Consider the following 25212-nt stretch of genomic DNA (forward strand, 5'->3'; position numbering starts at 1 on the left):
CAGGGGTCTGTGATGAAACATTATATTAGACAAAGAAAAGAATCTCTACAAAGAAAGGAAGGTTTCTGAAGGATGAGTCAAGGTAAACACTTACCAAGCATTCTTGTACCACATCATAAGAATACCGCGGGCGTTGAGACCCAGGTAATGCCAATTCCTGATGTGGTAAGAATTAGCATGTCTCAGAGCATTGGTGCCCCTTGCAAGCCTTTAGTGCAGAAGGGAGACTATGTCAAAGTCGGTCAGAAGATCGGAGACTCTGACGCCTTCATCAGCGCACCGGTTCACTCAAGCGTGTCCGGAACAGTAAAGGACATTGTTCCATTCCGTGGTTCAATGGGAGGAACAGAGACACATATTGTTATTGAAACAGATAAGGAGCAGGCTGTCAGCGAAGAAGTACAGATACCTCAGATTGACAGTTTTGATGACTTCATCAAGGCAGTAAGAGCCAGCGGAATGGTAGGACTGGGCGGAGCGTCTTTCCCTACATACGTTAAGCTGAGCCCTAAGAACCTGGATGAGTGCGACACTCTTATCGTAAATGGTGCAGAGTGCGAGCCATTCATTACTGCAGATAACAGAATGATGGTTGAGCAGGGTGAGGACGTTCTTGATGGAATGAAGATCATCATGAAGCATCTGAACCTGAAGAAAGGTTATATCGGTATTGAGGAGAACAAGCCTGATGCTATTGCCAATCTTAACAGGCTGATTCAGCAGGACGGCCTGACCAATATCGAGACTTTCAAGCTTCAGTCCAGATATCCTAAGGGCGCTGAAAGAGTTCTGGTATATGAGATTACCGGCAAGGTAATGAATGCAGGAGTACTGCCTGCACAGCTGGGAATCATTCTTGACAACGTAACAACTGTTGCAGAACTGGGAAGATACTTCAGAACCGGAATGCCTCTTGTAAGGAAGAGAGTTACAGTTGACGGTGATGCAGTTGCAGAACCAAAGAACGTATTCGCTCCTATAGGCGCACAGATTGCAGATATTGTTGAATTCTGCGGTGGTTATAAGGCTGAGCCTAAGAAGATTGTTATGGGCGGACCGATGATGGGCCGTGCAGCAAGTTCTGATGAAGCTCCTATTATGAAGAATACAGGTTCCCTTCTGGTATTCGGAAAGGAAACTGCTCAGGTCAAGGAAGAGAGTGCTTGCATTAACTGCCAGCGCTGCCACAGTGCATGTCCATTCGGACTTATGCCTCAGATCTTTGCCGAGGCTTATGAGAGAAGAGACGTTGACAGACTGAATAAATTCCAGGTTATGCAGTGCATGGGCTGCGGAAGCTGCTCATTCATCTGTCCTGCAAGAAGACCTCTGGCAATGACCAACACTCTGGCTAAGGGACTCGTAAAGGAGGCAATGAAGAAGTAATGGATAAGACCAGTAAATTTCATGAAAAACTCATAGTATCCTCAGCACCGCATATCGTTACTGATTCGGATACTACGAAGCTTATGGGTACAGTCCTTCTGGCACTGATGCCGGCATTCATTGCAGGTGTATATGTGTTCGGTGCAAGAGTAATTCTTCTGTCTGCAGTCTGCCTTGTATCAGCTGTAGGATTTGAGTGGCTGTACAACATTATTACTCACAAAGAACAGACTATCGGAGATCTCAGTGCTGCTGTAACAGGTCTTCTGATTGCATTCAACGTTCCGGCCTCCCTGCCGCTCTGGATGGGAGTTCTGGCAAGCTTCTTTGCCATCGTGATCGTTAAGCAGCTTTACGGAGGAATTGGAAAGAACTTCGTAAACCCTGCTATCACAGCAAGAATTTTCCTGTTCATTTCATTTGCAGCACAGATGACCACATGGCCTCTGCCTAGAATGGCAGCTTCCACTGATGCTGTAACAGGTCCTACTCCACTGAACCTGCTGGCAGGCGGCGAAGTAGACAAGCTCCCAAGCAACATGGAGATGTTCCTGGGATTCATCGGAGGATCTGTTGGAGAGGTTAGTGCTCTGGCACTGCTGATCGGAGGACTTTTCCTGATCTGGAGAAAGGTTATTTCCCCAATCATCCCTTGTGCGTTCATCGGAACAGTATTCGTCATTGCACTTCTGGTTTATGGATTTGATTTCCACATGGCTATCTTCCATATCTGTGCAGGTGGTGTAATGCTGGGAGCCTTCTTCATGGCAACAGACTATGTTACAACTCCTAAGCTGCCGTTAGGTAAGCTGATATTCGGTATCGGATGCGGAGTTATTACCATGGCTATCCGTGTATGGGGATCATATCCGGAAGGAGTATCCTTCTCCATCCTTCTGATGAATATCTGCACACCGCTGATCAACAGACTTTCTTATAAGCAATACTGCGGAGGTGGCATGAATGAAAAGTAAAGACAATAACTTCCATAATTTCGTTGCCCCGATTCTTGTTCTGGTGATCATCTGCTTTGTCGTAACATTTGCACTGGCAATGACATACGGTGTAACAAAGCCTATTATTGACAAGAACACCCTGGCAGCTGCAAACGAGGCAAGAGCAGAGATCATGCCTCAGGCCGACGGCAAATTTGAAGAAGTAAAGACAGATCATCTTGTTCTGGAGAAGAACAAGGTCTTTGTAGACGACGTATATAAGGCATCCAATGGAGCAGGCTGTGTCATCACAGTAGAGTCAAGCTCATACGGCGGACTCCTTACAGCAATGGTAGGAATCGACAAGGACGGAGCTATTACAAAGGTAAAGGTTACCAACGCATCTGATACTCCTGGTGTAGGTACCAGAGCTCAGGAGCCTGGTCATCTGAAACAGTATAACGGACTGAAGAAGCTCGGAAACGAGCAGATCAAGAGCGATCCGACAGTTCAGCACGTTTCAGGAGCTTCCATTTCTTCCGAGGCCATTCATAAGGCTGTATTCTGCGCACTGAAGCAGTATAACAAAATGGGAGGTGTGAAGTAATGGCTAAACAGAGCAAACTCAAGATCCTCACTAATGGATTTATCAAGGAGAACCCTGTTCTGGTTCTTCTGCTGGGAACATGTCCTACACTGGCAACATCTACATCACTTATTAACGGTATCGGAATGGGACTGTCTACAACTGCAGTTCTTATTGCCTCCAATATCGTTATCTCTCTTCTGAGAAAGGTGATTCCTGATAAAGTAAGAATCCCTTGCTACATCGTAGTAATTGCCGGATTCGTAACTGTTGTGCAGTTCCTCCTTCAGGGCTACGCACCAGAGCTTTACAAGTCACTGGGTCTGTTCATTCCACTGATCGTAGTAAACTGCATCATCCTGGGAAGAGCAGAGGCATTTGCAAATAAGAATACTGTTATAGATTCTGCTCTCGATGGTATCGGAATGGGTCTTGGATTCACACTTACTCTTTCCGTAATGGGAGCAATCAGAGAGCTGCTGGGAATGGGAACACTGGCAGGATTCCAGGTTCTTGGATCCTGGTTCACACCTATCGGATTCTTCCTGCTGGCTCCTGGCGGATTCTTCGTTTTCGGAATGATGATAGTTCTGGTAAATATCATTACAAAGGGCAAGGCTCTGAAGGGCAAGAGCTTCGGATGTGCTGCATGTCCGATGTACAACTCCTGCAGTGGTGAGACACCTAGAATGATCGAGCCTGCACAGAACACACTTGAGCAGAAAGGAGCAGAAGCATAATGGTACAGCTGATTCTGATATTCATGTCCATGGTGCTGGTAAACAACTTCGTGCTGTCTCAGTTCCTTGGAATTTGCTCCTTCCTGGGAGTATCAAATAAGATGGAATCTGCCACAGGTATGGGTGGAGCCGTAATTTTCGTAATGGTACTTGCCGAGATTGCTACATGGCCGATTCAGCAGCTGCTGAACAAGTTCGACATTGGCTATCTCCAGACTGTAGTATTCATCCTGGTAATTGCCGCTCTGGTTCAGTTTGTAGAGATGTTCATGAAGAAGTATATGCCATCTCTGCAGAAGGCCCTGGGAATTTTCCTGCCTCTTATTACAACAAACTGTGCAGTTCTGGGTGTTGCTATCCTCAGCATCAACAACAACTACACATATATTCAGTCAATCGTTAATGCTTTGGGAGCAGGCGTTGGTTACTTCGTAGCAATGGTCCTGTTTGCCGGTATCCGTGAAGAGAAGCTCTGGGATGAGAGCGGTGTGCCTGCAGCATTCAAGGGCATGCCAATGATTCTGATCAGTGCATCTATTCTGGCTCTGTCCTTCATGGGATTCACCGGACTGTTCCAGTAAGGAGGCCAATGAATGTCAACACCAATTATTCTGGTAGTAGTTATTGGATTCATTTGTGCAGTTCTGCTGACTATCGCATCAAAGGTATTCTTCGTACCTGTTGACGAGAGACAGACTGCTGTAAGAGAGGTTCTGCCGGGAGCAAACTGCGGCGGATGCGGATTCGCAGGTTGTGATGACTATGCTGGTGCCTTGGTGGCAGATTCCGAGCTTTCCTGCTCTAAATGTAACCCGGGTGGTCCTGCTGTTGCTGAACAGATTGCAGAGATTCTTGGCAGAAGCGCAGGTTCAGCAGAGAAGGAAGTTGCACAGGTAATGTGCACAGGAGACCACAGCGTTTCCAGAGATTTCCTTGAGTATCAGGGAATGCAGTCCTGCAAGAGCGCAAAGGGATTCTTCAGTGGAATGAATGCCTGCTCTCACGGATGCCTGGGACTTGGTGACTGTGTCAATGTCTGCGACTTCGATTCCATCAAGGTGTTCAACGGTGTGGCTCTGGTAAACAGAAACACATGTGTAGCCTGCGGAAAGTGCATTAAGGAATGCCCTCAGAAGATCATCAAGATGGTTCCTTTCAAGAGCAAGGTTCACGTAATGTGCAGCTCAACAGACAAGGGAGCAGTCACAAGAAAAGCCTGCGACAATGGATGTATCGGATGCAAGAAGTGCGAGAAGGCATGTAAGTTCGATGCAGTTCACGTAGAGGACAACCTGGCTGCTATTGATCCCCACAAGTGCAAGAACTGTCTTGCCTGCGCAAGGGTATGCCCTACAGGCGCTATCAACAGCTATATTCCTATTAAGCCACTGCCTAAGAAGCTCACTCCTGAAGAGATTGAAGCAGCAAAGGCTAACGCTGCTGCAGCAAAGGCCGCAAAGGCTGCCAAGGAAGCTGCACAGGCACCGCAGGCTTAGTAAGCTGAAAGCTGAGTAGCATATAACTACAACATCTCCAATGGGAGATGTGAAATAAGTTGAATTTGGGGGCTGCCGCATTTGAGTAAAATGCGGCGGCTCCTTTTCTAGTGGGTTGGTTACGGCGGGATTTGGAAAAGGTGATATGGAGTGGTACCGTACAAGATTTTCATGGGTAGATAAGTTTGTATTCTAAGTTGAATTGTTTTATTATTTGCAGGGAAAAAACACGTTAAAGGGAGACTTACAATGGCAGAAGTATTTGTTTCACTAACAATAATTATGGCAATATCTGCAGTAACGCCCATACTTGCCAGAATAATTCCTAAACAGATTGTTCCGGAGACGGTAATCCTCATACTTGGAGGGGCCCTTCTGGGACCAAACATGTATGATCTTATTAAAACGGAAGCTCCTGCCATTGAATTCATGTCTGAGCTGGGGTGCGCTTTCCTGTTCCTTCTGGCGGGATTCGAAATTGATCCAAAGTCTGTTACGGGAAAGGATGGCATACACGGCCTTGCCACCTGGGGAGTTACACTGGCCATATCGATTCTGGTTGCAATGACCACACCTTCCATTGCATCAGGCAGACAGGGAATGATAGCAACAGCCCTGCTGTTTACAACAACAGCACTGGGAACTTTGATGCCCATAATAAAGGAAAGAGGCATAACTGGTACCAGAGTTGGTGAGATAGTCATTTCATATGGAACATGGGGAGAGCTGGCAGTAGTGCTGGCTGTTGCAGTCCTTCTGGGAACAAGAACTAAATGGCAGACAGCCGTAATTCTGGCAGGACTGCTGGCATTCTGCGTGTGGCTGGGAGCAGCCGGAGCCAGAGCAAAAAGAAGAGGATCGAAAATTTTCAAGTTTCTGGAGAGCAAGTCGGAGTCCACTTCCCAGACTTTTACCAGAATCACAATACTTCTTCTGGTAATATTGGTGACAATTTCTGCGATATTCGACATAGACATTGTACTGGGTGCCTTTGCAGCCGGTTTCGTCCTCCGGTACGTAATACCAAATGGAAACCACTCCCTTGAAACTAAACTGGATGGAATGGCCTACGGTCTGTTTATTCCCCTTTTTTTCATTGTATCCGGTGCAAGAATCAACTTGAGGGCGGTAGCAAAGATACCTCAGCTGCTGGTTCTGTTCATACTGGCTCTCGTGCTGATCCGGACAGTTCCGATTGTGATCTCCCTTACATTGAGAAAGTCCACGAGAAAAGAAATCTCCATGCACAACAGGATTTCCGCAGCTACATACTGCACAACGGCTCTGCCACTCATAGTTGCCATTACCAGTATCTGTGTGAAGAACGGAATTATGGAGGACGATGTAGCTTCAGTTCTGGTGGCTGCAGGAGCTGTGACGGTGTTCCTCATGCCTTTTATAGCAAAAATCACATATACAGTGGCAGATGCGGAGCCAATTTCGGCAATTGTGGAAATAGCCCATCATCCGGAAAGCACTATGGATATTGTTCATTCCCATGTTGAACTGGAAAGAAAAAGAGCATTGAAGTACAAGATGGAGGAAAAGGGGCTGCTTCTCCACGAGAAATGGGAGGATAAGAAGGAAAATCTGAGAGAGAAAAACAACTAAAACGGTGATAGTGACTCAGGGTCAATATTGTGACAAATATATGATTGTGATACAATTCACTTACGTGGGAAATTATCGAATTCCCCTCAAAATGATAAAGGTATTACAGGAGGTAAACCAATGATTGCAAACAGCATGAAGCCTTTCCTCGCAGGAAGCTCAGTAATCAGAGCTATGTTCGAGGAAGGAAAGAAGATGGCAAAGGTCTACGGCGAAGAGAATGTCTATGACTTCTCTGTAGGTAACCCTGGACTTCATCCGCCAAAGGAAGTTCACGATGCCATCGAGTATATTAACAATGAGATGGATCCACATGTAGTTCACGGATATATGGCTAATGCCGGATTCGAGTCTACAAGAAAGGCTGTTGCAGAGAATCTTAACAGAAGATTCGGCAAGGGCAAGGAGATTTATTCCTGGGAGCACATCATTATGACCGTAGGTGCTGGCTCCGCAATCAACGACATCATGAAGACTGTATTCGATCCAGGTGACAAGCAGGTCGTATTTGCTCCTTACTTCGTAGAGTATGCAAACTGGGCAAGAAACTACCTGGCAGAAACAATCGTAGTTCCACCTAACGAAGCAAACGGATTTGAGCCTGATCCTGAGGCACTGAAGGAAGCCCTCACACCAGAGGTTAAGCTGGTTATCATCAACAACCCTAACAACCCTACAGGCGCTATCTACTCCGCAGAGACTATCCAGAAGATCGCAGAAGTTCTGAAGGAGAAGGAGAAAGAGTACGGACACACAATTTACATCCTGTCCGATGAGCCTTACAGAGAGCTTGTATATGTAGACAAGGAAGTTCCTTTCATTCCTGACTACTATGATGACACAATCATGGCTTACTCATGGTCAAAGTCACTGTCACTTCCTGGTGAGAGAATCGGATACGTTGCAGTTCCTGACAAGGCAGAGGGAGCAGATGAATTCATTCAGGCAGCTATCGTAGCAAACCGTGTATGCGGAGATACAAACGCTCCTGGAATCATGCAGCTGGTAGTTGAGAGATGCATGGACGCAAGAGTAGATATTCCTTACTACGAGAAGAATGCCAAGGATCTCTATGATATCGTAACAAAGGCAGGATTCAAGGCAATCGTACCACAGGGTGCATTCTATCTCTGGATCAAGTCACCAGTAGAGGACGAGAAGGAGTTTGTAAGCGCAGCTAAGGATGAGAGAATCCTCATCGTACCAGGAAGCGCATTTGCTTGCCCAGGTTACGTAAGAGCTTCATTCTGCATTGCTAACGAGACAATTCAGAGATCTGCTGAGTCTTTCGCAAACCTCGGAAAGAAATACTTCGGCTAATAAGTTTTTTGGTCTGCTGTAATGATTACCCTGAAGAAAGGGGTGTCACAGCATAGCTGAAAAGAATACACAGAATACACAAGGAGCTGCCGCATTGCGGCAGCTCCTTGTTCAATAATGACAAATTCAACAAATTCAGAATCAGAACAAAATCATTCTAGTATTGCCTGTTAATATCGGGAAGGCGGGGAATTATCATTGATGCGGCAATTCCAATGGCTATGCCTGCAATCATTCCTGAAAAAAGAAGAACTGGAAAATAAAAGAACATCCGCAGATCCTGAACAAGAAAAGATGCAATAATGAGCTGCCCCATGTTGTGGAAGACGCCCCCCGCCATACTCACTCCGGCTACACTGAATTTTCCGGTTTTTTTCAATAAAATCATGACGATGAAACTTAGAGTGGCTCCAGCAAAGGAGTATACCGCGCCGAAAAGCCCGTTGAAAAGAAGGCCTGCAACGGCTATTCGTATGGCATTCACCGCAGCTCCGTGCCAGGGTGACAGCTTGTAGATTGCTATTACGGTTACGATGTTGGCAATGCCAAGTTTTACCCCCGGAATACCAGCATTATATGGTATAATGACCTCTACGTATGAGAAGATCAGAGCCAGTGAAGCCAGAAGGGCTACTGTTGACACATAGAGTCCGCGGTTCCGCCTTGAGGAATCATTTTTTTTGTTAATTGGAGATGGTATCATACTCATTATCTTCTCCTTTGATTGATACTACAATTTTGTGAGGGAGACAGACGATGGACTCCCCTGTGCGGGATACAGGACTGTGGTGAACGCAGACTTGATTCTTGCAGTTGGCCGATTCCATGGTCACCTTTCCTCCTGATATCTTCACTACGTTCCGCTCTTTTCCGTCGCGGATGGTGATTTTGTGCTCTCCGTCAAGAGAATAGGTGCCCCAGAGCTTTCCGTCTTTGGTGATTTCCACTTTATTGCCCTGGTGGCTTCCAGCAGCAAGGAAAATGGATATCCCCAGGCCTAGAATGACTATTGCGGCCATGAGAATCAGATCCGCTTTTGTAAAAAAACTTTTAATCAGCTTCATATATCTATCTCCTGTGTGCCTTCAGCTGTCCGGCGGACAGAAGGCGCATCCAATGGAAAGGAATCAGAATGGGTTTATTATTATCTAGGAAAAATATAATCCGGCTTATAGTTGTGTTGGCCATACTGCCGCTAATTATAACACAGACTGGCTGTTCGAAAAGCGTCAATAAAAATGAGGCGAAACCTGTAGAACAGGAAGGATATTACCTTGATACAGTATGCAAGATCAGTGTTTATGACATGGATGGAGGCATGACGGATAAGAAGGCCAACGCAGCCATCGATAAGGCTTACGACCGGTGCCGTGAGCTGGACAAGAAGCTGAGCAACACTGTAGATGTAAGTGACATCAGCAAAATAAACAACAGCGGCGGCCAGTGGACTGAGGTTGGTCCAGATGCTTTGACAGTAATTAAAGGTGGAATCAAGTACGGCGACCTTTCCGGCGGCGACTTCGACATTACCATAGGAACCGTATCAGATCTCTGGGATTATCATTCGGACCACCCGAAGGTTCCTTCCCAGGACAAAATAAACGAAGCCCTTACCCACGTAAACTACAAGAATATACAGATACAGGGAAACAGCGTCAGACTTGCAGATCCGAAAAGCAAGATCGATCTTGGAGGAATCGGTAAAGGATATATTGCGGACCAGGTGGCAGATACTCTTCAAAACAACGGAGTTACATCTGCAGTTGTAAATCTTGGAGGAAATATTGTTACCATCGGAAGCAAGCCGGACGGAACCGATTTCACCATCGGAATAGAGAAACCATACAGCGACAGAAGCGAGCTGATCGGAAAGACTGAAATTTCCAGCGGAACAGTGGTAACCTCCGGAGTTTACGAGAGGCAGTTCAAATACAAAGGCAAGGTTTACCATCACATTCTCAGCCCAAAGACAGGCTACCCGGTAGATACAGACCTGGATTCCATAACGCTTATGTCCACAAGGGGCATGTCCATGGACACCGATGCCCTGAGCACCATCTGCCTGATAAAGGGAAAAGATGAGGCACTGAAATTGATAAACAGCCGTGATGATACAGAAGCTGTGCTCTGCACACATGACGGAAAAATATACAAGTCAAAGGATGCAAGATTTCAGGCTGAGTAGGGAGATTTAGATGAAAAGCATAACATTAAACCTGGATAACACAGCAGGTGAAAGCCTGTACGAACAGATCTACAATCAGATGAAGGACAGCATTCTCACAGGCCGCATTGAGGCGGGAAGCAGGCTTCCTTCTCTGAGACGTTTCTCTGACGAGAACGGAGTCAGCGTAACGACAGTGGAGAAAGCGTACAATCAGCTGCTTGTAGAAGGATATGTAGAAAGCAGACCAAAGTCCGGATACTATGTGAGGAACTCTATTGCATCTGAAGCCCAGGACAATCCTGAAGAGGAAAGGGGGATGACACTGGATCAGCTTCTGCCTCCAGAGGGATCTCATGTGGGAAATGAGATACCCCTTCTCTATGATGAGGAAAGTTTTGAATTCGGCAGGTGGAAGAAGTGCATGCACAAGGTCTTCAACGAGTACCAGCACCTTCTCAGGATCGCAGGAGACGTTCAAGGCGAGCCTGCCCTCAGGTACGAAATAGCAAAATATCTTTTTCAAAGCAGAGGGGTTAAGTGTTCCCCTGACCAGGTCGTGATCGGTGCAGGTTCCCAGCAGCTGACAGGCCACTTGTGCAGGATCCTCCAGGAAATGGAAATCGCAAACGCTGCAGCAGAGAACCCGGGCTACGGTCCTGTAAGGGAAATTTTCAAGGAACATGGCTTTACAGTTCTGAATATTCCCGTTGATGAAAACGGAATCGTTCTGGAAAAGCTCCCTACCAACATGAGGAGCATAGTCTACGTAAACCCAAGCAACCAGTTTCCAACGGGAGCAGTAATGCCTGTGGCAAGAAGATATGCCCTTATTAACTGGGCCAAGGAAAACGACAGCTACATCCTTGAAGACGACTACGACAGCGAGCTGAGATACTTCGGAAAGCCTATTCCAGCCCTTCAGGGACTGGATCATGATGACAGAGTAATATATCTGGGATCTTTCTCGTCCACCTTGTTTGAGGCGGTTAAGATCAGCTACATGGTGCTGCCTGAATCAATGGTTGAGGTTTTCCACCAGTTCAGCAGCAAGTACAGCCAGACCTGTTCAAAGGCTGAGCAGATATGCCTGGCCCTTTACATGGAAGAAGGCTTCTACCAAAAGAATATTAAGAAGTGCAGGAAACTTTACGCAGGCAAACTGGAAACGACCATGAGAGAATTCGGAAAGGCAGGAAAGGGCAAGGTGACTCCTGTAAACTCCAGGTCAGGACTGGCGGTGCTTCTGAAGATTCAGACCGGCCTTTCCCCAGAGCACCTTTGCTACATCGGAAGAAAACTGGGGCTTCTTATTCTGCCGGTAGACGATCTCTGCACCCGGGAGGAACAGGCTGTGACTTTTTATTTCTACAGAGTATCTAACAGCCTGCTGAAAATGCTCATTCCTATGTTTGTAAAAAATATTGAGCGTGAAGAGAAACGCATGGAGCAGGCCCGCCTGCAGGAAGAGAAGAGGAAAATGATGGAGGAAATGGAAGGAAAAACCTACGGCCTCCAGAGAGATTAATAAAGATTAAAGGTATTCATAAATCCCGGTTCTCAGTATAAAGCACCACCTTAAAGCAGTGACGCAAGCTCCGTTAAAAGCAGTTGTACAAGCCGCACTACAATGGCCTGAGAGATACCTGGCCGCTGGAAACATAAATCCTGCGGCCTTTTTCTGTGCCATCAAGAACCCGGACCACCAGCTGGAAATTATCATCTACATCCAATACCTCTGCCTCATAAGAAGGCCGGCCTGCAGTTTCTACCAGAACCTTTCTGCCGATGACAAAGCAGTGGCTCCTGTAATAATCAACCCACCGATCTGAATCCAGGCTGTTTTTTCCAGTAAATTCACGGTTCATGGAAACAATAAGCCGTGCCAGCAGCTCATTCCTGGTGAAACCAGGATGATCTTCCCCCTCTTCCCACAAGGAGCCGGCTATACCCTCCAGCTCCGGCGGAAGGGCCCAGGGGAAGCAGTTGATACCAGTTCCTATTATTATCCTCTCGATTCCCCCTTCCTCCAGTCCGGCAACGGCTTCTGTAAGAATGCCTGTAATTTTCCGCCGTTCCATATTTCGTCCTATATAGAGGTCGTTAACCCACTTGATTCCTATTTCCTTGCCGGTCATTTCGGTCAGCACCTGGTGGGTGACAGCAGCAGATACAGCTGTAACCTTCATGGCATCTTCCAGGGGAAACTCAGGTTTAAAGGCAAAGGAAAAATACAGACCACTTCCTGCCGGAGAGGAGAAGGATCTGCCTCTTCGACCACGGCCGGCAGTCTGTTCTTCGGCGGCAACGACGGCAGGAATCTCCGGGTGGTCCAGGGATTTACAATATGTATTTGTGGAGTCTACAGAGTCCAGAACTATCAGGCGCGGAACTGGCACAGAATTTTCTCTTGACAGCTCCCTGATCCGATTATCTATGAGGGCCTTTGAAAGAATATTTCCGCTGCTTCTGAGGACGTACCCCCGGCCCTTCAGACTTTGGATTTCATAACCCTGATCCTGAAGAGATTTTACGGCCTTCCATATGGCGTTCCTGGAAAGCCCCATTTCCCCTGCAAGCTGACTGCCTGAAACCGGACGGCCACCTGCCTTGCTCAATATCCACAGAACTTTTTCCCTCGTAGACCTTTCTGACATGTTGTTCCCCTCTTCTTCGCAATTTCCCTCAATAGATTTCTGCTGGCTATTATATATCCAGTGTACACAAAATAGAAAGAATATTAATACCAGTCGCTATAGAGACAATAAAAAAATTGTGATAAACTATTTAAAATTCTAGTTTTTTTGTTTTGTAAGGTAAAATAATGTTGAGATTTCTAGTAATGAACGATGACGGCATTGATTCCAAAGGGATTCAGGTGCTGGCCAAAACCCTTAAGCCACGGGGAGAGGTATATGTGTGCGCACCGGACAGGCAGAGGAGCGCTACTGCCCAGTCTGTGACCCTCTTTGACCAGATCAGATGCCAGGAAGTGCCATTTAAATACGGGGAAAAAGCCTGGACGGTCAGCGGTACTCCTGCGGACTGCGCCAAGTTTGCCATTCAGGCCCTGGAAGAAGAAGGCAAGAAAATCGACTTTGCTTTTTCCGGAATAAATCACGGCTCAAATGCGGGAACGGACATCCACTATTCTGGAACTGTGGGAGCAGCAGTGGAAGCTGCTATGTCCGGCATCCGTTCCATTGCCCTTTCAGTGGACAGCTGGGAACCAGAGAATTTTCAGTTCATCTGCGATATGATTCCTGAGCTTATAGAAATATCAGGGGAACTGGACTGCAATACGGTCCTGAACGTAAATGTCCCGGATCTGCCTGCCTGGAAGATAAAAGGGGTGAAAATCCTGCCTATGGGACCAAGAAGCTTTAACGACAAGCTTGTGGAGACAGAAGAAGGTAATATCTACAGATATAAGGGTGTCCCTCAGGACCATTCGGTGCATGGAACGTCTAATGATCTGGCTGCACTTCATAACGGCTATGCTGTGGTAACACCGATGTCAGTGGACCTGACAGACCGTCAGGCCCTGAACCGCATAAGGCTCAGAGAAGGGGGGAAGGTTCTGTGCCTTATGTCCGACCCTGTAGATACGGTTATTTACGATATGTGGCATGGAGAAAAGCTGAGAGAGAATCTTGTGAGACTCAGTGATGCCCTGGGAAGACTGGGTGTTTACACAATCCTGACTATTCCAGAAGGGCGGAGGGGCGACGTAATAACCCCTGACATTACGAGAAACCTGGATGGCAGCACAACTGTGGAACGAATGGGATTCACCATCTTCGATGAGCCGGATGTGGCTGAGAAGATGAGAGAAGGTTTTTCCGGCAGAAATGTGGTGCTGGCAGGAGCAGAGACCCATCTGGCCTTGCAGTCCACAGCACTGGAGTTTATTGACATGGGAATGAACGTAACAGTTCTTAAGGATTGCTGTTCTTCAGCAACAAGGTTAGACCATGAAACGGCAATTGAATATCTCAGACAGAAAGGATGCCGCATTACCACCAGTGAAGCCTGGGCTGCAGAAGTTGGCAGAGCCACTGGAAAAGCCGGCCCGGAGGCTGTCAGTCAGATATTCAGATAAAGGAGGGAACATGAGATTTTACGTATCCGAAAAGGTCTTCGAAATGATACCTGATGCACAGTTCGGCCTTGTAAGTGTTGAAGGCGGAGACAACAGGGGAGAAGAAAAGGAGATTGCCGACCTTCTCAATAAGTCTATCGAAGAGTGCAGTGAGCACTTTAAAGACAAGAAGGTCAAGAACGAACCGGAACTTCAGCCATACAGAGAAGCCTTCAGGGCCATGGGTATTAATCCCAACAGATATATGTGCGCAGCAGAGGCGCTGATGACAAGAGTAGCAAAAGGTCAGGGAATGCATTCCATAAACAAGATTGTGGATATGGGAAACGCCCTTTCATACAAGTACATTATCCCAATCGGAGCCCACGATCTGGATTCCATGATTGGGGATTTCGGAGTGAGACCGGCCGTTGAAGGTGATACCTTCCTTCCTTTCGGAGCAGAGGAAAGGGAACCTGTACCGGAAGGAGAAGTGGTTTACGTAACAGGAAACCACGTGCGCACCAGAAGGTGGACCTGGAGACAGGGAGATGAGGGTAAGATCACCGAAGAAACAGGACATGTGCTCTTCATCATCGACGGCTTCGAGAGCAATCTGGACTCTGTGATGAAGTGCCGCCGGGATCTGGCAGACCTCTGCAGAAAACATCTGGGAGGCAAGGTAAAAGAAGGTTTAATCAATAAAGAAAATATGGAATTTGAAACACAGTTGTGATACAATATCTCCATATTTCCGCAGCTGTTCGAAGCGGGCAGCTGTTTTTTAGTGGGAAATATTGTTTGATGAAAAATTATTAGTTATAAGGAGATTTTGATGGAAAATATTACAAACAACAGCAAGAGATGGCTGTACCTGGCAGCAGGTACAGTAGTGCTGCTCTTTGTGGGACTTATTTACGCATGGTCGATTTTCAAGGTCCCATTCAGCCAGATCTACTCTGACTGGACACTGTCGCAGCTCTCAATGACATTTACTATTTCAATGGCATTTTTCTGCATCGGCGGATACCTGGGAGGACTGCTGTCCAAGAAGTTCAGCGTTAAGATCAGACTTCTGATCGCCCTGGTTCTCCTCTTTGTCGGATTCTTTACAGTTTCCACACTTACACCAGGAGACTCCCACAAGAGCCTGATCATGGTTTACATTTTCTACGGCGTCTTCGGTGGATCTGGAGTAGGATTTGCGTACAACGCTGTTGTAACAACTATCACAAGATGGTTCCCTGACAAGACCGGTCTGGCTACAGGAATCATGCTCATGGGATTCGGAATCGGAGGCCTGGCTCTGGGAAGTGCCGTTAACTCAATGATTGGAAGCATGGGCATTTTCTCAACATTCAGAGTGCTGTCCATTGCCATTGCAGTAGTTCTCCTTCTGGGAATCCTGATCATCAAGGCTCCTGAAGCACCTGCTGCCAGCAATGTATCAGCTGCTGCAGATGAAGAAGAGGAAGATGGAAATCCATACCACAAGAAGAACTACACATCTGGAGAGATGCTGAGATCCGGAAGATTCTGGGTGTTCATGGCATGGACAATCGTCCTCAACTCCGCAGGTCTTCTGGTTATCAACAGTGCAGCTAACATTTCCGTTGCATACGGCGGAACTGCTGTACTTGGCCTGATTATTTCTCTCTTTAACGGAATCGGAAGAATTATTGCCGGAAACAACTTTGACAAATTCGGAAGAAAAATCACAATGACTGTAAACAACATTTTCTACCTGATTGCAGCTGTCCTGCTGATCTTCGGTGGAAAAGCAGACAACCTGCCAATGGTCATCATCGGATTGATCTTCGTAGGAATGGCATACGGCGGAACACCTACAATCTCTTCTACTTATACAAACAAGGCATTCGGACCTAAGTACTTTGCTACTAACTTCAGCATTGCCAACTTCTCCCTTCTGCCTGCAGCAATCATCGGACCGATGATGTCCGCCAGCCTTCTGGAAAAGGCTCACGGAAACTACGGCAGCAACTTCATGGCTATCCTGGTAATCGCCGTTCTGGGCGCTGTTATCATGGCTGTACTGAATGTTCTGAGCAAGAAGTACGAGAATTAGTAAAAAGCCATTATCATTATCTTGACTGAAAAAAACGCAAGACCCTGATGAATTAAGTTTCACAGGTCTTGCGTTTTTTCTTTATTGTCTGCCTGAAATGGCGGATGCTGCAGTCATAGCCGATGAGTAGGCGAACTGGATATTATATCCTCCTGTTTCTCCGTGGACATCCAGAATTTCACCAATGGCATATAAACCGGGATAATCCTTGAATTCCATGGCCTTCATGTTTATCTGATCAAGGCAGATTCCGCCTTTTGTGACCATGGCCCGGTTCAGGATTCTGCCTGAAGAAAGATCAGAAAAATCCGGTTCCAGCCGGTAACTGGTGAGAAGCCGGGACAGTTTTTTAAGAGATGGAGTGTCACCATCAGCAGCCATGGCGGCCAGTACACGGGTAAGACTCTTTGGCAGTGCCGTTGAGGCGGACAGAACAGAAGCAATGTTGTTTACGTTCTGGGTCCGTCCTTTTATTTCCCTTTCCAGGAGGGCTCTGACCTGGCCTTCGTCCATATCAGGAACAAATGATATCTGAAGGAAGGAGCCGGGCTCCATCCAGGCTGAGGCGTTAATGGCCGCCGGACCAGATATGCCGGAACCGGTTAAAAGAATGGAACCGGATATTTCTTTCTCTTTCTTTCCGCTGCTCCTCAATACGGTGAGAGTCGTGCTCTCCAGGGTTACACCTGCAAGCTGTCCGAAAGGGTTGTTCTTCAAATTTATGTTCATAAGAGCAGGAGCCATATCTGTAAATCTTATTCCCAGGTTTTGCTCCAGAATCTGGTGAATGCTGCCGTCAGAGCCTGTTTCGGGAAATGTAATGCCTCCTGCAGCTATTACCAGGCTGGAGGTGTATATCATGGCTGTTTCCTGGTTCTCCCGTGGAGAGAAGGGATATCTGCTGCCGCATCTTTTTAGTGAAAGGCACCAGAGATTCTCTCCGCTGTTTCTGTCTGGGGGGATTATTCCGGTTATGGAGCAGCCTTGAAGGAGAGTGAATCCACTGGAGACCGATTTCCTTTCAAGAGCAGATACAACCGACGATCCCCTCATTGAAGAAGGGAAAATCCTTCCGTCCTCTTCTTCTGTGGCGCTGATTCCAAGACCGGCCATGAAATCAACGAAGGCCTTATTGCTGTGTTTGTACAGAGATGACCTGATTTTTTTTCCATTATGATAGTGAGAGGGGAAATCCTTAATGTTTCCTCCGTGGGTGAAATTACACCTGCCCCCTCCGGATATCAGGAGCTTTGCCCCGGCCTTTCCGTTGTGATCGATGATCAGACCTGAGAATCCCCTGCCATCAGTGGAACTGCCGCCATTAAGGTTAGTGTAACCGGCTGCAAAAAGCAGCCCCGAAGCCCCTGCTCCCACCACAACAACAGAATAAGTATTTTTCCCGGTGGGCCTGAAACCCTTATTTTCCATATAATTCTCCTGGCTAATTAAAACTTGTTTAAACATATGATAACACGATTAATACATTTTGTATTTGCCATCACATTCATGTGTTATAATCCAGGTAAATGAGAGTGAAGGGAAATGAAAATCTGCATCATTCAGATAGATTGAGAGGCTGATATGGGTAAAATTCTTGAGAAAACATTGATTCTTCTGGAAGATGGATTTGAGGAAATAGAGGCTCTTGGAACTTATGATGTGCTGAGGAGAGGCGGTATTGAGGCACAGCTGGTAAGTGTCAAGGAAAACCTGCGTGTCAGAAGCAGCCGGGGAGTTACGGTGGAGGCCGTTGATATTCTGGGAAACGGCAGCCGCTTCATGGACTATGACGTGCTGATAATTCCGGGAGGAAACGCCTACGAGAAACTGTCGGAAAATGAGAATGTACTTAATTTTATCCGGGCGTTTAATGAGAGAAACAAGCTCATTGCTTCAATCTGCGCCGGACCGGTGGTTCTGGAGAAGGCGGGCATCCTCAAAGGAAGAACAGGCACCTGCTATCCCGGTTTTGACAACTACCTGTCCTACGACAGAATGGAGATCAATCCCGTGTGCATTGACGGAAATCTGATTACATCCAGAGGCCCTGCTACGACCATTTATTTTGCTCTTACCATACTGGAAGCAATGGGCCGGGCCGCTGAGGCAGCTATCATCAGAGACGACATGCTGGTGGGCTACATGGAGTACAATATCCGTCATGAAGAGCACAACCTTACGAGAGATGATGTTGAACTGATTAAGGAGGCACAGAGGACTATCGTCACATACTTTGAGTCCGGTGCCCATACATCCACTGAAGCAACCGGTGTCCGTGGCGGATCCGGAAAGATTTATACTGCAGTTAATCTGGTCAACACCAGAGGGGACAGCATCAGCGCCGAGCAGGCGGCAATAAGCGGGGCAATTGCCGGAGGAGAGACTGCGATTACGACGGTGGTTACCGTCAAAGGTCAGTCCGGCAGGAGAATGGTTATGCCAGACGGTATCGCAAGGCAGACCATTTATGATGTTAGCCCGGACGCCATGGTTCTTGTAAAAGTTCCGGCGGGAGTGCGGAAGATGAGGATAAAAGATCTTCTTCCACAGGAGCTGTATTAATACCAGCAGAATATAATATTTAACAGACAATAAGGAAGAGTGCGTCATTTTGTAAAGTAAATGAGGCATTCTTCCTTTTTTGTGCAGAAAAACTTGTTGACATATACCCCTCGGGGGTATATTATCCTTTCTAGCAAAAACAACATCAGAAAAGTACAAATAACCCGGGCGGTCAGCCCGCCGGAAGAATCTGCATTTAGAAATATTTTTTTTCAAAGGGGAGAACAGCCATGAAGACCACAGATATTGACAATGAAACCATGGAAAGCTGTGACCGTCAGTATGAGAACATGTCACCTGAGAACTGCAGCTGCTGCTCAGACAGAAAGAAGAACCGTTCTCCAGAGGAAAAGAAAAAGCTTATGAACCGTCTTAAGCGCATTGAAGGCCAGGTGAGAGGGCTGGAGAAGATGATCGAAGGAGATGCCTACTGCCCTGATGTTCTGATTCAGGCTTCTGCCATAAACAGCGCCATGAACGGTTTCAGCAAGGAGCTGCTGGCTTCACATCTGAGAAGCTGCGTGGTTGAGGACATCAGATCAGGAAAAGACGAGGCCGTTGACGAGCTGGTGGAGCTTCTTCGCAAGCTGATGAAATAAGGGGCGGAAATATATGAAATTAAAAGAAAGGGGAAAAGGGTATAGATGAACAAGTATAGTGTTGATGGCATGCACTGTGCTGCATGCAGTGCACGGGTAGAAAAAGCCGTAAACAAGGTGCCCGGTGTTGACTCCTGCAGCGTAAGTCTTCTTACTAATTCCATGGGAGTTGAGGGCAGCGCTTCGCCTGAAGAAATAATCAGGGCTGTGGAAAATGCAGGATACGAAGCCGCATTGATGGGAGAAGGAAAGGCCAGGGCTTCAGAGAGGGAATCCACTTCCGAAGCAGTGAGCCAGTTCAATGAGAACTTGAAAGAGCAGGAGAAAGCTCTGGAAGACAGAGATACTCCGAGGCTTAGGAAGAGGCTCATCCTGTCGGCAACCTTCCTGCTGGTGCTCATGTATTTTTCCATGGGACACAGCATGTGGGGATGGCCTCTTCCGCCTCAGATGGAAGGCAATCACATTGCAATGGCTCTTGTGCAGATGATTCTTGCCGCTGTTGTAATGCTGATAAACAAGGATTTCTTCACCAGCGGTTTTTCCAGCCTGATCCATGGGGGACCAAACATGGACACTCTGGTGGCAATGGGTTCCTTCGTTTCTTTTGCATGGAGCATGGTTATCCTCTTTAAGATGACCTCGGATCAGCTGGCCGGTGATGGGGCGGCTGTAATGAAGGATATGCACGGCCTGTATTTTGAGTCGGCGGCCATGATTGTAACTCTGATTACTGTAGGCAAAATGCTTGAGGCAATGTCCAAGGGCCGCACCACAGACGCTCTCAAGAGCTTGATGAAGCTGGTGCCACAGACTGCAGTAATTGAGGAAGGTGGAGAGGAAAAAGAAGTTCCGGTCAGCCAGGTGGCTGTGGGAGATCTGATTGTGGTCCGGGCAGGAGAGAGCATTCCTGTTGATGCCCAGATTGTCAGCGGTGAAGCCGCCGTAGATGAATCGGCACTGACTGGAGAAAGCATTCCTGTTGACAAGGGGCCGGGAGATCGGATTTCTGCTGCAACCGTAAACATGTCAGGGTATATCAGGGCGAGAGCAACCCGGGTAGGTCAGGACACCACCTTGTCTCAGATAATTTCTATGGTCAGCGATGCTGCGGCCACCAAAGCACCTATTGCAAAAATAGCAGATAAGGTATCGGGAATTTTCGTTCCGGCAGTCCTCATTATTGCTGCTGCAGTTACGGCCATTTGGCTTCTCTTGGGAGAAACACCTGGATTCGCCCTGGCCAGAGGCATCAGCGTGCTGGTAATCGGCTGTCCTTGCGCACTGGGCCTGGCCACACCTGTTGCCATCATGGTTGGAAACGGCATGGGGGCAAAGAACGGAATCCTCTTCAAAACCTCCGCAGCTCTTGAGGAGACGGGCCGCATCAATATCGTGGCTCTGGACAAGACAGGAACCATTACAAATGGCCGTCCAGTAGTGACAGACCTCATTCCGGCAGAGGGTTTTGAGGAAAAACAGCTTCTTTCTCTGGCCTATTCTATCGAAAAGAAGAGCGAGCATCCTCTTTCAAAGGCAATAATCACAAAGGCTGTGGAAGAAGGGCTTTCACCTGAGGAAGCAGGGGAGTTCAAGGTCATTCCTGGAAAAGGCCTTTCGGCTGTGATAGACGGTTCCCGGGTTCTGGCAGGAAATCTGCCGTTTATCGCTGGTGAACTGGGCCTGGATCTTTCCAAAACTGCCGGCTCTGCAGCTGAAGAGCTGGCCGGACAGGGAAAAACATGCCTTTATTTTGCCAGGGATAAGAAATTCGCAGGAATTGTTGCTGTTGCAGACACCATCAGAGAAGATAGCCCACAGGCTATCAGAGAGTTCCATGAAATGGGCATCAAGGTAGTAATGCTCACAGGAGATAATCAGATAACTGCGGCAGCTATTGGAAAACAGGCCGGTGTAGACCAGGTTATAGCAGGAGTCCTTCCGGGAGAGAAGGAAAAAGAAATCCGCAGGCTGGGAGAAACAGGCAAGGTGGCAATGGTAGGGGACGGCATCAACGATGCCCCGGCTCTCACCAGAGCAGACATAGGAATCGCTATAGGAGCAGGAGCCGATGTGGCAGTAGATGCAGCCGATGTGGTGCTGGTCAACAGCAAGCTGACAGACGCTTCTGCAGCCATAAGGCTGAGCAGAGCAACAGTGAAGAACATAAAGGAAAACCTGTTCTGGGCCTTCTTCTACAATATTCTGCTGATTCCTCTGGCTGCCGGTCTGTATACCGCCCTGTTCCACGGATGGACAATGAATCCTATGATTGGAGCTGCCGCCATGAGCCTTTCAAGCTTCTCCGTGTGCATGAACGCACTGCGGCTTAACTTTTTCAAGATCCACAAAGACTCTCCGGACATGTCAGGGCAGACTGACAGTGAGCCGGCCAGAGAGGAAAATGAAAAGAATCAACAATCAGAAAATGCTGTAATTTCAGCTGATAATATAACTGAACCAAAGGAGGAAAATACTATGACAAAGACAATGAAGATTGAGGGAATGATGTGCACTCACTGCGAGGCCACTGTAAAGAAGGCTCTTGAAAGCCTTGATGGAGTTACAGAAGCAAAGGTAAGCCACGAGGCTGGAGAAGCAGTGGTTTCCATGACTTCAGATGTAGCTGACGATGCACTTAAGAAGGCTGTAGAAGACAAGGATTACACAGTGGTTTCTGTAAACTAGTACATTTGCAAAATATAAAGAAACAAAGATTTGAGAATGGGGCAAATGCAATGGCTCCATTCTCTTTTTATTTGTCTGATTCTGGCTGATAGGAAAAAAGTGGTTGACAAGTCTAATCGAGTTAAATATACTTAACACACTGATTGAGTTAGATAAAGCTAACCCAAGGGCTTTAGGAATTTACAATTATTTCCCGGAGAAGGCCGGAAGGAGGTTTCCATGAAAGAGAACAGGACACTGCTGGATGCAGAACCAGGCAAGACTTACAGAATAAGCCAGGTGGATACAAATGACGAAGAGATGGAAAGATTCCTTCTCAGACTGGGATGTTACCCTGGAGAACCTGTAACAGTGGTAACCAAGAAGAGAAAAAGCTGTGTGGCGGTTATAAAGAACAGCAGATACAGCATGGACAACAATCTGGCAAGAGCCATTGTTTTATAAACTTTGATTATAAATTCAGACACATTTATCAAGGTAATAAGTTATTGGAAGAGACAAGGAAGGTGAAGTATGAGAATTGCTTTTGCAGGCAATCCAAACAGCGGAAAGACCACAATGTACAACGCTCTTACAGGCAGGAGCGAGAAGATTGGAAACTGGGGAGGAGTAACTGTAGGCAGAAAGGAATTTCCCATAAAAAGTGAATATGCAGGAGCAGATGATGTAGTTGCAGTAGATCTGCCTGGAGCATATTCAATGTCACCATTCACTCCGGAAGAAGGGATTACCAGCCAGTATATCCTGAACGAAAAACCGGACGCAATTATCAATATCGTTGATGCTACAGATCTTGGAAGAGGTCTTTTCCTGACCACCCAGCTCCTGGAAATGGGAATACCGGTGGTTGTGGCCTTGAATAAAAGCGACATCAACGAGAAAGAAGGAACAGTAATCGATGTGGACGCTCTGGCCGGAAAGCTGAACTGTCCGGTGCTGAAGACCGTATCCATCGAATCCCACGGGGTGGGAGAGGTTGTGCAGAAGGCCGTTGAGCTGGCCAAGTCAGGAACACCTTATTCTGCAGCAGAACCACCATTCAGACAGAAGGACATTGATCTCAGCAGCAAAGACGCAGTAGAACTGGAAGACAGAAGAAGATTCGATTTTGTCAATTCCATTGTGGACCAGGTGGAGACCAGGAAGGTTCAGGCATCTGAAATCACCTTTGCTGATAAACTGGACGCTTTCCTCACAACTCCAGTGTTTGGAATCGGAACATTTGCTGTTGTAATGGCAGCCGTGTTCTGGATTTCCCAGAAAGCAGTAGGGCCTGCAGTAGCCGACTGGATGGTTTCATACATTACAGCATTTCAGGAATGGACAACGGCGCAGCTGGCAGACAGTCCTCAGATTCTGACAGCAGTTATCGCTGACGGAATTATCGGCGGCGTAGGAGCCGTTGTGGGATTCCTGCCTCTGGTAATGGTCATGTATTTCCTCATTGCCCTTCTTGAAGATTGCGGCTACATGGCCAGAGTAAGCGCCGTTATGGACCCTATTTTCAAGAGAGTAGGTTTATCTGGAAAATCCGTAATTCCTGTGGTCATCGGCACAGGCTGCGGCATCCCGGGAATTATGGCATGCAGAACTATCAGGGATGAGAGGGAGAGACGTGCTACGGCAATGATAACAACCTTCATTCCATGCGGTGCCAAGATTCCTGTAATAGCATTGTTCGCCGGCGCCTTCTTTGCAGGAAAGGGCTGGGTCAGCACAGCAAGCTATTTCCTGGGACTGGTTCTGATCTTCCTGGGAGCCCTGCTGATCAAAACCATTACAGGATATAAATACAGAGAATCCTTCTTCATCATGGAGTTCCCTAAGTACAAGAGACCTAGTCTTAAGTTCGCGTTCAAGTCCATGATGGAAAGGGGAAAAGCATATATCGTAAAGGCAGCCACTATAATCCTGGTCTGCAACCTGATCGTACAGCTCATGCAGGGCTTTAACTGGAAACTGCAGCCTGTAGTTAACGACAGCGGATCGATTCTCCAGTCTGTAGCAACACCTTTCGCCGTTCTCCTCATACCTCTCGGCTTTGGAGCATGGCAGCTGGCAGCAGCATCAATTACAGGTTTCATAGCCAAGGAAAATGTTGTAGGAACCCTGGCGGTAGTATACGGACTTACAGCTTTCATCAACACTGACGAAAACGCCCTCACAGGAGGCGGCAGCCAGGTAGCAGCTGCAATGGGCCTTACCACAGTAAGCGCCCTGGCGTATCTGTTCTTCAATCTCTACACACCTCCATGCTTTGCAGCAATTGGAGCCATGAATTCAGAGCTGAAAAGCAGGAAGTGGCTTCTTGCCGCAGTAGGCCTTCAGCTGGCCACAGGATACACTGTTGCCTTCCTGGTAAATCAGATTGGAACACTGGTAGTTTACGGACATCTGGCAGAAGGTTTCGTTCCTGGACTCATAGCAGTAATAAGCTTCGTGGCAATTACTGTGATTACAGGAATCAAAGTCAGAGCAGGCTTTGACAAAAAATACAGACTGGATGGAAGATTATCTGGAAGCATCAGCCTGGAATAATCACATTAACTTCAGACAATCTGCACTAATTAGTGATAGATTAAAAACAGGAAGAACTGTTATCGAAAGGAGGCAGGAAAAATGAACATTGCAACAATAATTGCTGTTATAGCACTGGCACTGGTTGTATTTTTCGCTGTCAGATATATATACAAGCAGAAAAAAAGGGGAAACCAATGTATAGGATGCCCTTATTCGGGAGAGTGCTGCAAGCACAACAGCGGCGGCAGCTGCCACTAGCCTTCCAGCTTATTTAATAAACACAATACCTCAAAGTTCAAGTTCACTTTTTGTCTTGCCCGGCCCTCTCTTTTCGGGATGGCCGGGCTTTTCCTTTACAAAAAAATAACAGTAACTTCCCCCCGAAGCCTCCCGCCGGGAAATGACTTTTTTTCCATGTAATGATATAGTATCCGTGTA

General features: G+C 47.1%; 23 protein-coding genes. 19 read left to right on the plus strand and 4 right to left on the minus strand.

The features are described 5' to 3' along the window. Window positions 1–72 precede the first annotated feature (72 nt). From rsxC to FYJ66_RS03080, 8 genes are all read left to right on the plus strand, one after another. Window positions 73–1386 carry an electron transport complex subunit RsxC gene (rsxC, locus tag FYJ66_RS03045; protein ID WP_154572033.1) on the plus strand — a complete coding sequence of 438 codons (1314 nt, stop codon included), beginning with the start codon at window positions 73–75 and terminating at the stop codon, window positions 1384–1386. Beyond that, window positions 1386–2360 carry an RnfABCDGE type electron transport complex subunit D gene (locus FYJ66_RS03050; RefSeq protein ID WP_154572034.1) on the plus strand — a complete coding sequence of 325 codons (975 nt, stop codon included), beginning with the start codon at window positions 1386–1388 and terminating at the stop codon, window positions 2358–2360. The genes rsxC and FYJ66_RS03050 overlap by 1 nt, the downstream gene beginning before the upstream one ends. After that, the gene (locus FYJ66_RS03055; protein WP_154572035.1) at window positions 2350–2928 is read left to right on the plus strand and encodes an FMN-binding protein; all 579 of its coding nucleotides are present in this window, start codon (window positions 2350–2352) and stop codon (window positions 2926–2928) included. Before FYJ66_RS03050 ends, FYJ66_RS03055 begins: the two co-directional genes overlap by 11 nt. Next, on the plus strand, window positions 2928–3647 hold the full coding sequence (gene rsxE / locus FYJ66_RS03060) for an electron transport complex subunit RsxE (protein WP_154572036.1): 720 nt from the start codon (window positions 2928–2930) through the stop codon (window positions 3645–3647). Before FYJ66_RS03055 ends, rsxE begins: the two co-directional genes overlap by 1 nt. Beyond that, on the plus strand, window positions 3647–4228 hold the full coding sequence (locus FYJ66_RS03065; protein ID WP_154572037.1) for an electron transport complex protein RnfA: 582 nt from the start codon (window positions 3647–3649) through the stop codon (window positions 4226–4228). The genes rsxE and FYJ66_RS03065 overlap by 1 nt, the downstream gene beginning before the upstream one ends. Before the next feature lie 12 nt (window positions 4229–4240). Beyond that, a complete protein-coding gene (locus tag FYJ66_RS03070) occupies window positions 4241–5143 on the plus strand; it encodes an RnfABCDGE type electron transport complex subunit B (protein ID WP_154572038.1) in 903 nt (300 codons plus the stop codon). Between the two features lie 249 nt (window positions 5144–5392). After that, window positions 5393–6754 carry a cation:proton antiporter gene (locus tag FYJ66_RS03075; RefSeq protein WP_154572039.1) on the plus strand — a complete coding sequence of 454 codons (1362 nt, stop codon included), beginning with the start codon at window positions 5393–5395 and terminating at the stop codon, window positions 6752–6754. Window positions 6755–6874: 120 nt separating this feature from the next. Further along, the gene (locus FYJ66_RS03080) at window positions 6875–8074 is read left to right on the plus strand and encodes a pyridoxal phosphate-dependent aminotransferase (protein ID WP_154572040.1); all 1200 of its coding nucleotides are present in this window, start codon (window positions 6875–6877) and stop codon (window positions 8072–8074) included. A 157-nt stretch (window positions 8075–8231) separates the two neighbouring features. On the opposite strand, the gene FYJ66_RS03085 is transcribed toward FYJ66_RS03080, so the two are convergent. After that, window positions 8232–8783: a Gx transporter family protein gene (locus FYJ66_RS03085; RefSeq protein WP_154572041.1), complete on the minus strand. Its 552-nt coding sequence runs from the start codon at window positions 8781–8783 to the stop codon at window positions 8232–8234. Then, window positions 8758–9138 carry a NusG domain II-containing protein gene (locus FYJ66_RS03090; RefSeq protein WP_154572042.1) on the minus strand — a complete coding sequence of 127 codons (381 nt, stop codon included), beginning with the start codon at window positions 9136–9138 and terminating at the stop codon, window positions 8758–8760. Before FYJ66_RS03090 ends, FYJ66_RS03085 begins: the two co-directional genes overlap by 26 nt. 68 nt (window positions 9139–9206) lie before the next feature. On the opposite strand from FYJ66_RS03090, the gene FYJ66_RS03095 reads away from it, so the two are divergent. After that, a complete protein-coding gene (locus tag FYJ66_RS03095) occupies window positions 9207–10259 on the plus strand; it encodes an FAD:protein FMN transferase (RefSeq protein WP_154572043.1) in 1053 nt (350 codons plus the stop codon). A gap of 10 nt (window positions 10260–10269) precedes the next feature. After that, entirely contained in the window at window positions 10270–11766 is a 1497-nt protein-coding gene (gene pdxR, locus FYJ66_RS03100) for a MocR-like pyridoxine biosynthesis transcription factor PdxR (RefSeq protein WP_154572044.1), read from the plus strand. 97 nt (window positions 11767–11863) lie between these two features. Here pdxR and FYJ66_RS03105 read toward each other — a convergent pair whose 3' ends face one another. Then, window positions 11864–12895 (minus strand): biotin--[acetyl-CoA-carboxylase] ligase, encoded by a 1032-nt coding sequence (locus tag FYJ66_RS03105; protein ID WP_154572045.1) that lies wholly within the window; start codon window positions 12893–12895, stop codon window positions 11864–11866. A 167-nt stretch (window positions 12896–13062) separates the two neighbouring features. On the opposite strand from FYJ66_RS03105, the gene surE reads away from it, so the two are divergent. The 3 genes from surE (at window position 13063) to FYJ66_RS03120 (ending at window position 16405) form a co-directional block, all read left to right on the plus strand. Then, window positions 13063–14340, plus strand: a complete 1278-nt coding sequence (gene surE, locus FYJ66_RS03110; protein WP_154572046.1) for a 5'/3'-nucleotidase SurE — start codon at window positions 13063–13065, stop codon at window positions 14338–14340. A 10-nt stretch (window positions 14341–14350) separates the two neighbouring features. Then, a complete protein-coding gene (locus FYJ66_RS03115) occupies window positions 14351–15055 on the plus strand; it encodes a B3/B4 domain-containing protein (RefSeq protein WP_206156977.1) in 705 nt (234 codons plus the stop codon). A gap of 99 nt (window positions 15056–15154) precedes the next feature. Beyond that, on the plus strand, window positions 15155–16405 hold the full coding sequence (locus tag FYJ66_RS03120) for an MFS transporter (RefSeq protein ID WP_154572048.1): 1251 nt from the start codon (window positions 15155–15157) through the stop codon (window positions 16403–16405). An 81-nt stretch (window positions 16406–16486) separates the two neighbouring features. Here the strand turns inward: FYJ66_RS03120 and FYJ66_RS03125 are convergent, their stop codons facing one another. Continuing rightward, the gene (locus FYJ66_RS03125; protein WP_206156978.1) at window positions 16487–17833 is read right to left on the minus strand and encodes a BaiN/RdsA family NAD(P)/FAD-dependent oxidoreductase; all 1347 of its coding nucleotides are present in this window, start codon (window positions 17831–17833) and stop codon (window positions 16487–16489) included. A gap of 153 nt (window positions 17834–17986) precedes the next feature. On the opposite strand from FYJ66_RS03125, the gene FYJ66_RS03130 reads away from it, so the two are divergent. From FYJ66_RS03130 to FYJ66_RS03155, 6 genes are all read left to right on the plus strand, one after another. Further along, the gene (locus tag FYJ66_RS03130) at window positions 17987–18967 is read left to right on the plus strand and encodes a DJ-1 family glyoxalase III (protein WP_154572050.1); all 981 of its coding nucleotides are present in this window, start codon (window positions 17987–17989) and stop codon (window positions 18965–18967) included. A 230-nt stretch (window positions 18968–19197) separates the two neighbouring features. Beyond that, window positions 19198–19566 (plus strand): metal-sensing transcriptional repressor, encoded by a 369-nt coding sequence (locus FYJ66_RS03135; protein ID WP_465250556.1) that lies wholly within the window; start codon window positions 19198–19200, stop codon window positions 19564–19566. Window positions 19567–19611: 45 nt separating this feature from the next. Then, entirely contained in the window at window positions 19612–22254 is a 2643-nt protein-coding gene (locus FYJ66_RS03140) for a heavy metal translocating P-type ATPase (RefSeq protein ID WP_154572051.1), read from the plus strand. 219 nt (window positions 22255–22473) lie between these two features. Further along, window positions 22474–22698, plus strand: coding sequence for a ferrous iron transport protein A (locus FYJ66_RS03145; protein ID WP_154572052.1), 225 nt, complete (start codon window positions 22474–22476; stop codon window positions 22696–22698). 69 nt (window positions 22699–22767) lie between these two features. Next, on the plus strand, window positions 22768–24792 hold the full coding sequence (gene feoB, locus FYJ66_RS03150) for a ferrous iron transport protein B (protein ID WP_154572053.1): 2025 nt from the start codon (window positions 22768–22770) through the stop codon (window positions 24790–24792). A gap of 81 nt (window positions 24793–24873) precedes the next feature. After that, complete coding sequence (locus FYJ66_RS03155; protein ID WP_154572054.1) at window positions 24874–25032, plus strand: FeoB-associated Cys-rich membrane protein; 159 nt, start codon at window positions 24874–24876, stop codon at window positions 25030–25032. Window positions 25033–25212 lie beyond the last annotated feature (180 nt).

The organism is Allobaileyella intestinalis, from assembly GCF_009695865.1.
Taxonomy (GTDB): domain Bacteria; phylum Bacillota; class Clostridia; order Peptostreptococcales; family Anaerovoracaceae; genus Allobaileyella; species Allobaileyella intestinalis.